The following is a 7,740-nucleotide window of genomic DNA, read 5'->3' on the forward strand; positions in this document are numbered from 1 at the left end:
GGCTAAAACCTCTGGCGGGGTGATCCTTTGGGAAAACGTGTGTATGATGCGGCAGCCGGGAAATTCCCGGCTTTTTTGCGTCTGCACGTTTGATTGCTGTTTTGTGCAGGTGCCCGGGCTGAATGCTCGACAGGTTTTTCGAGGAAAGTGATTGGCGAAGCCGGTAGCAGGCGTTTCGCTTCGTTGCTCCTGCGTCCGATTTATGACCATGGGCTGATCATTTTCTGCTTCACTCAAGGCTCGGCCAAAGGCTGACCGCCCGGATACAGGGGAAGGCGTAATGGCAACGGTAGACCGCTGGCTTCTGCCAGATGGCATCGAAGAAGTACTGCCACCTGAAGCGGCGCGCATTGAAGTTGCGCGTCGTCAGGTGTTGGATCTGTTCCAGAGCTGGGGTTACGAGTTTGTCGTGACTCCCCATATCGAGTACCTGGAATCCCTGCTGACCGGCGCGGGCCAGGACCTGGACCTGCGGACCTTCAAGGTCATCGACCCGCAATCGGGCCGGCAGATGGGTTTCCGTGCCGACATCACGCCGCAAGTGGCGCGCATCGATGCGCACACCCTGCGTCGCGAAGGTCCGAGCCGCCTGTGTTACGCCGGCAGCGTGCTGCATGCCCAGCCGCGTGCCTTGTCGTCCTCGCGCAGCCCGATCCAGTTGGGCGCCGAGTTGTATGGCGATGCCAGCCCGAGCAGCGACGTGGAAGTCATCAGCCTGATGCTTGCCATGCTGCAACTGGCCGATGTGCCGGATGTGCACATGGACCTGGGGCATGTCGGTATCTACCGCGGCCTGGCCCGCGCCGCCGGTCTGTCCGGCGAAGTTGAACAACAGTTGTTCGATGCGTTGCAACGCAAGGCCATCGACGAGGTCATTACCTTGACCGAAGGCTTGCCGGCTGATCTATCGGGCATGCTGCGTGCGTTGGTCGATCTGTGTGGCGGCCGTGAAGTGCTGGCGGCCGCGCGTGAGCGACTGGCCAAGGCCCCGGCCCCGGTGCTGGCGGCACTGGATGACTTGCTGGCGATTGCCGAGCGTTTGTCCGTGCGTTTCCCGGAGTTGCCGCTGTACTTCGACCTGGGCGAGTTGCGCGGTTACCACTACCACACCGGTGTGGTGTTCGCGGTGTTCGTGCCGGGTGTTGGCCAGTCCATCGCCCAGGGCGGTCGCTACGACGACATCGGCGCCGACTTCGGTCGTGCCCGTCCGGCCACCGGCTTCTCCACCGATTTGAAAACCCTGGTGACCCTGGGGCGTGCTGAGATCGAGCTACCGTCTGGCGGTATCTGGATGCCTGACAGTACGGATGCGGCACTCTGGCAGCAGGTTTGCCAGTTGCGCAGTGAGGGTCAGCGTGTCGTCCAGGCGTTGCCTGGGCAGCCATTGGCCGCCGCCCGTGAAGCGGACTGCGACCGGCAATTGATTCAGCAGAACGGGCTTTGGCAAGTATCGCCACTGGCTTCTTGAGTTTTCCTGCCGGCTGCCGCCGGCACCAAGTTTGCGCGAATGAGGACAAGTGTTATGGGTAAGAATGTCGTAGTCCTGGGCACCCAATGGGGTGATGAGGGCAAAGGCAAGATCGTTGATCTGCTGACCGAACATGCTGCCGCCGTAGTGCGCTACCAGGGTGGCCACAACGCAGGTCACACTCTGGTGATCGATGGCGAAAAAACTGTCTTGCACCTGATCCCGTCGGGCGTACTGCGCGAAGGCGTGCAATGCCTGATCGGCAACGGCGTGGTGGTTGCACCTGACGCCCTGCTGCGCGAGATCACCAAGCTGGAAGAAAAAGGCGTACCGGTGCGCGAGCGCCTGCGTATCAGCCCGTCCTGCCCACTGATCCTGTCCTTCCACGTAGCGCTGGACCAGGCCCGTGAAAAGGCCCGCGGCGAGCTGAAGATCGGCACCACCGGTCGCGGCATCGGCCCGGCCTACGAAGACAAGGTTGCACGTCGTGGCCTGCGTGTGGGTGACCTGCTCAACATGCCGCGCTTTGAAGACAAACTGCGTGAACTGGTGGATTACCACAACTTCATGCTGGTGGGTTACTACAAAGAGCCAGCCATCGAATTCGAAAAGACCCTGGCCGAATGCAAAGAATACGCGGAGCTGCTCAAGCCGCTGATGCTGGACGTGACCGCCGAGCTGCACGACCTGCGTCGCGCTGGCAAAGACATCATGTTCGAAGGCGCCCAAGGCTCCCTGCTGGACATCGACCACGGTACCTACCCGTACGTGACCAGCTCTAACACCACCGCTGGCGGCGTAGCGACCGGTTCGGGTGTTGGCCCCATGTTCCTGGACTACATCCTGGGCATCACCAAGGCTTACACCACGCGTGTAGGTTCGGGTCCATTCCCGACTGAGTTGTTCGACGAAGTCGGTGCGCACCTGGCTAAACAAGGTCACGAGTTCGGCGCAACTACCGGCCGTGCCCGTCGCTGTGGCTGGTTCGACGCCGTTATCCTGCGTCGCGCTATCGACGTGAACAGCATCTCGGGCATCTGCCTGACCAAGCTGGACGTGCTCGACGGTCTGGAAACCATCAACATCTGCGTCGGCTATAAAGATGCAGAAGGCAACGCCGTTGCCCCGACTGATGCTGACAGCTACGTGGGCCTGCAGCCTGTGTACGAAGAAGTGCCGGGCTGGACCGAGTCGACCGTGGGTGCCAAAACCCTGGAAGAGCTGCCAGCTAACGCCCGTGCTTACATCAAACGCGTCGAAGAGCTGATCGGCGCACCGATCGACATTATTTCGACGGGTCCGGACCGCAACGAAACCATCGTTCTGCGCCATCCGTTCGCTTGATAAGCTGTTGATGTAAAACACAAAGGCCCCTCAATAGGGGCCTTTGTCGTATATGCCTGTCGAACGGCATGACCTTTGCTATTAGCTTTGCCTAAAGCGTCACTTTCGGGCGTGCCATCAATTTAATGGCGCTAATGCAGAGGGATTTCAAGTGTCGGCCGTTCTCTCATTGTTACAAAGCCGTTTGTTGCGGCCCGTATTCGTTACCCTCGGTATCGCCCTTTTGGTGCAGGTGCTGGTGGCCGTCGCGCTGACCCGGAGCACCGTGACCGCGCTGGAGGCCGATCTCGGTCAGCGCCTGGGGGCGGACAGCCAAAAACTCTCCGGTGAGCTCGAGCAGGCAGGACGTGAAGTTACGTCGAGCCTCGACAACCTGTCCGCCAGTACCCGTCAGCGCCTCACGGCTGGCTTGTCTACACGGCTGAAGGACGAGCAGGCGCAGTTGCGTGCGACCCTGGAAAAAGACCTGAAGGATTCCGCCAGCGACATGGCGCAGCTTCTGGCCTCGGTGGCTCCTCGTGCCATGTGGGACAACGACGTTCCGACCTTGTCCGAGTTCGCCCGTCGGGCTCAGCGCAACCCCAACGTGCTGTTCGTGGTGTATGACGACGCCACCGGCCAGCACCTGACGCGTTACCTCAACCGGGAAAACCCGATCAACAAGGCCCTTTTGGAAAAAGGCCAGGGCGAGCGTGCGCTGGACAAGGTGCTGGATGCCGCGAAGAACGATCCGTCGGTCTTCTACATCGAGGCATCGATCAACCCGAATGGCGTGGAAATCGGCAAGGTCCTGATGGGCGTCTCGACGGCCTCGGTGGAGGCTGATCTGGCAGCCCTGGACAAGCGCTTCTCGGCCTTGATCGCCAGCGGCGACCAACTGGTGGGCGACAGCCTCAAAGGCGCGGCGGCCGACAGCGCAGCCGCCATGCGTGCGCGTCTGCAATCGGCCCAGTCCACGGCCGCTGAAATGAAAGCCAACACCACCAGCACCGTGCAGGAGGCCGCGGCAACCTTGCGCTGGCGTATCGGTGTGAGTCTGGCGGTGGTGGGCTTTGGTGTCCTGCTGTTGCTGGCGGTGGTGCTCGGGCGTCGAGTGGTCAATCGCCTGAAGATGCTGATTGTCGCCATGGATGACCTGGCGGCGGGCGAGGGCGATCTGACCAAGCGCGTGCAGATCAGCAGCAAGGACGAAATCGGTGATATGGCTTCGGCGGTCAATCGCTTTGTGGATAAATTGCAGCCGATCGTGCGCGAGGCGGGTGATGTCGCTCAGCGTACCGGTGTGGAAATCGGTGCCATGACGTTGCGTAACGCCGGGGCCGATGCGGCGGCAGGCATGCAGCGCGATGAGGTGGCGGAAAGCCTGCGGGCCCTGTCGCGCATGGCGGATGAAGCACAGTCTGAAAGTCATGCCATGCAAGCGGCGTTGAAGCAGGTGGTGGATATTCGTCAGGCCACCGACGAAAACACACGGACCTCGGCGAAAGTCGGCAACCTGATCGAAGCGTTGGCAGGCCAGGTCGAAACCGGCGCGCAAGTGATCGAGCGCCTGGCGCAGCAGAGCGAGCAGATCGAGGTGGTGCTGACGGTGATCCACGGGATTGCCGAGCAGACCAACCTGCTGGCGCTGAACGCGGCCATTGAAGCAGCGCGCGCTGGCGAAACCGGGCGCGGGTTTGCGGTGGTGGCGGATGAGGTGCGCGCATTGGCGAGCAAGACGCAAAGCTCCACCGGCGATATCCAGGCGCACATCGTGGCGTTGCAGCAAGGCGCACGCGAAGCCGTGGCGGCCATCGGCCAGGCCGGGCGTCAGGCCAGCGAGGGCCTGCTGGTCCTGCGTGACAGCGCGCGGTTGCAGCAATCAGTGCAGGCTTCGGTCGAGCAGGTGCACACGGCGATCGGCCTGGCGACCCAGGCCGCCGAGCACCAGGCCCGCGGAGCCCAGGCGGTGCGTGGTCGGGTCGAGACTATTCATGTGCAGGCCGAGAAGGCGGCCCAGGCGGTGGTGGAAACCACGGCCAGCGGCAAGGTGCTTGATGGCCTGGCAGCGCAGTTGAAGGCGAGCCTGGGGCAGTTCAGGGCTTGATAGGTTGCCAGGGCTGGCCCCTTCGCGAGCAAGCCCGCTCCCACATTTGATCGCGTTCTTTCTGGACGAACGCGGTCCACTGTGGGAGCGGGCTTGCTCGCGAAAAGCGGTCTCAGCGGCTCAAATACATCCGAGTCGTCAGCAAATAAACCGGCAACCCCGACACCAGAATCAACAACGCCGCATAAGGCGCCGCCGCCGCAAACTCCACGTTCGCGGTATGCGCCCAGACCTCGGTAGCCAGGGTATTAAGCCCGGTCGGACTCAACAGCAAAGTCGCCGTCAGCTCCTTCATCGCATCCAGGAACACCAGCGCAAACGCCGCCCCCAACGCCGGGAAAATGATCGGCAACGTCACCCGGCAAAACGCGCTGAACGAAGACGCGCCCAATGTGCGCGCGGCCTCTTCCAGTTGCGGCGCGGCCTTGTTCAACGCCGTACGAATAGGCGCCTGGGCCAGCGGCAAGAACAGCAGCGCGTAAGCGATCAGCAGCAGCGCCGACGTCTGGTACAGCACTGGCACATAGTGCAACGCGAAATACACCAGGGTCAGCGCAATCACCAATCCTGGCAGCGCGTGCAGCAGATACGGCAAGCGTTCAGCCCAGATCGCCAGTTGGCCTTTGTAGCGCACCACCAGCAGTCCTACCGGCACCGCCAGGACAAGGCATAGCGCCGCGCCGCCCAATGACAGCGCCAGGGATGAAAGCAACGCCTCACCGATGGCCGCCACCGGAAATGCCGCCGACGAGCCCACAGCCAGCCAGTAGACCAGCATCCCCAACGGGATGCCGCTGCCGATGATCGCCAGCAACAGGCAGTAAAGCTGCCCGGCCACCATCCAACGGCCCAATCGGACCTGTTCTGCCTGTCGCGCCGCACCCTGGCCGGTGCGCACGTGCCGGCCCTTACCGCGAACTCGCAGTTCCAGCCACAGCAACATCAGGCACAGCGCCAGCAGCACCGCCGAGAGCATCGCGGCGTTGGCGTTGCTGAACTCCAGCTCGAACTGCTGATAGATCGCGGTGGTGAAGGTTTGCAGGCCGATGATCGACAGCGCGCCGAATTCCACCAGCATGTGCAGGGCAATCAGCAGCGACCCCGCCAGCAGCGAAGGCCAGAGCAGGGGCAGGGTGACGCGGAAAAATACCCCCCAGCGATTCTGCCCCAGGGTGCGGGCAGACTCTTCCAGCGAGGGGTCGAGATTGCGCAGGGTGGCCGCCACCGGCAAAAAGATCAGCGGGTATTTGGACAGGCTCATTACCAAAATCGCCCCGCCGAGCCCTTCGAAATGCGCGCTCAGCGATACCCAGGTAAAACTGCTGACAAACGCTGGCACGGCGAACGGCAAGCACAGGATCACGCCCCACAAGCGCCGCCCCGGCAGATTGCTGCGCTCCAGCAGCCAGGCCAGCGACAGGCCAATCACGCCGCAGGCCAGCGTAACGCCGATCATCAGCGCCAGGGTATTGCGCAACAGGCCAAACACATAAGGCCGCCACAGCAAGTGCAGCGCCTCGGCCCAACCCGCTTGCCAGGCCTTCAGGCCGACGTAAGCCAAGGGCAGCAAGCTGAGCACCACCAGGAGCAGAACCGGCAGTACCAGCCAGATGGAAGGCCGCTTGCGCCCTGGCACGTACCGCCCATGAGTGGCGGAGGCGGATAGCGAGGCGCTCATCAGTTCAGGCCAACCTCGCGTTCAAGTTCCAGGGCTTCTTCGGCATTGCCCAGGTCGGCGGGCGTGACGTTCGGCGCTTGCAGCTCGCTGAAAGGCTTGAGGCCGCGATCCGATTGCATGCCTTTGTGCAGCGGGTATTCGGCGGTGGTCTGGGTGATCACGCGCTGGCCTTCTTCGCTGGCCATGTAGGCGAGCAATTGCTGGGCTTCTTTTGGATGTTTGCTGGATTTCAGCACGGCCGCACTCGATACGGTAATCAGGCCGCCAACGTCGCCGCCGGTGAAGTAATGCAGTTTCGAATCGAGCTGGCCTTTTTCACGCTGCAAGGCGAACCAGTAGTAGTTGTTCACCAGTACCGTCGCCACTTCGCCGTTTTCCACGGCTTTGAGGGCGACCATGTTGTTGCTGTAGGTCTTGCCGAAGGCGCGCAGGCCGGTCAGCCATTCTTCGGCTGCTTCCATGCCATGCACCTTGATGATCGCCACGGCTTGTTCCTGGAACGCGCCGCTGGTGGGTACGAAGCCGACCTTGCCCTGCCATTTTGGATCGGAGAACTCCATCACCGATTTCGGCAGGTCTTTTTCGTCGATCAGTTTCGGGTTGAACGCGACGACGCGCACCCGGGCAGTGACGCCAATCCAGGTGCTGTCAGCGGCGACATAGTCCTTGGGCAGGACCGCCAGCGTGGCGTCGTCGGCCTTGGCCAGCAGGCCTTGCTCGCCAAGCTTGTTCAGGGGCGGCGACTCTTCGGTGTAGATCACGTCGGCGGGGGAGCGATCACCTTCTTCGACGACCTGGCTGGCGAGCTGGTTGCTGCTGCCTTTGCGCACATTGACGTGAATGCCGGTCTTGGCTTCGAAGGCTTTGGCGACCGCGTCGCCGACTTCCTTGTGTTGGCCGTTATAGAGGGTCAGGGAAACGGGGTCGGCAGCCTGGGTGAGGGGAGTGGCGAGTGCCAGGCCGAGCAGGGTGGTGGTCAGGCCGCGGCGCAGGGTATTTCGAAACATCATTCGCAGGGTTCCTCACTGTCGCATTGCAAAAACTTGCAACAATGATAAACGATATTGTTTCTCAAATGGGCCTTGCGAGGCGCTTTGACCTTGTAGGAGCTGCCGCAGGCTGCGATCTTTTGATCTTAAAAACCAAAATCAAAAGATCGCAGCC

5 protein-coding genes are annotated in these 7,740 nt (G+C 62.0%); 3 read left to right on the plus strand and 2 right to left on the minus strand.

Annotated features, from left to right (window positions below; genetic code table 11):
- The first annotated feature begins 280 nt into the window (after nt 1-280).
- From SOP85_RS09260 to SOP85_RS09270, 3 genes are all read left to right on the plus strand, one after another.
- Nucleotides 281-1,468, plus strand: coding sequence for an ATP phosphoribosyltransferase regulatory subunit (locus SOP85_RS09260; protein WP_090328525.1), 1,188 nt, complete (start codon nt 281-283; stop codon nt 1,466-1,468).
- Between the two features lie 54 nt (nt 1,469-1,522).
- A complete protein-coding gene (locus tag SOP85_RS09265; protein WP_016984782.1) occupies nt 1,523-2,812 on the plus strand; it encodes an adenylosuccinate synthase in 1,290 nt (429 codons plus the stop codon).
- A gap of 151 nt (nt 2,813-2,963) precedes the next feature.
- Nucleotides 2,964-4,898, plus strand: a complete 1,935-nt coding sequence (locus SOP85_RS09270; protein WP_323626754.1) for a methyl-accepting chemotaxis protein — start codon at nt 2,964-2,966, stop codon at nt 4,896-4,898.
- 112 nt (nt 4,899-5,010) lie between these two features.
- Here SOP85_RS09270 and SOP85_RS09275 read toward each other — a convergent pair whose 3' ends face one another.
- Together SOP85_RS09275 and SOP85_RS09280 are read right to left on the minus strand one after the other, a co-directional pair.
- Nucleotides 5,011-6,576: an ABC transporter permease gene (locus SOP85_RS09275; RefSeq protein ID WP_323607458.1), complete on the minus strand. Its 1,566-nt coding sequence runs from the start codon at nt 6,574-6,576 to the stop codon at nt 5,011-5,013.
- Nucleotides 6,576-7,586 (minus strand): extracellular solute-binding protein, encoded by a 1,011-nt coding sequence (locus tag SOP85_RS09280; protein WP_274076805.1) that lies wholly within the window; start codon nt 7,584-7,586, stop codon nt 6,576-6,578. Before SOP85_RS09280 ends, SOP85_RS09275 begins: the two co-directional genes overlap by 1 nt.
- Nucleotides 7,587-7,740: the final 154 nt, after the last annotated feature.

The organism is Pseudomonas sp. YuFO20 (genome assembly GCF_035064975.1).
GTDB classification, from domain to species: domain Bacteria; phylum Pseudomonadota; class Gammaproteobacteria; order Pseudomonadales; family Pseudomonadaceae; genus Aquipseudomonas; species Aquipseudomonas putida_AE.

Excerpts from the sequence above, each read along its gene's own strand:
- SOP85_RS09260 (WP_090328525.1), top strand. The coding sequence starts at position 281 with ATGGCAACGGTAGACCGCTGGCTTCTGCCAGATGGCATCGAAGAAGTA.
- SOP85_RS09265 (WP_016984782.1), top strand. The coding sequence starts at position 1,523 with ATGGGTAAGAATGTCGTAGTCCTGGGCACCCAATGGGGTGATGAGGGC.
- SOP85_RS09275 (WP_323607458.1), bottom strand. The coding sequence starts at position 6,576 with ATGAGCGCCTCGCTATCCGCCTCCGCCACTCATGGGCGGTACGTGCCA.
- SOP85_RS09280 (WP_274076805.1), bottom strand. The coding sequence starts at position 7,586 with ATGATGTTTCGAAATACCCTGCGCCGCGGCCTGACCACCACCCTGCTC.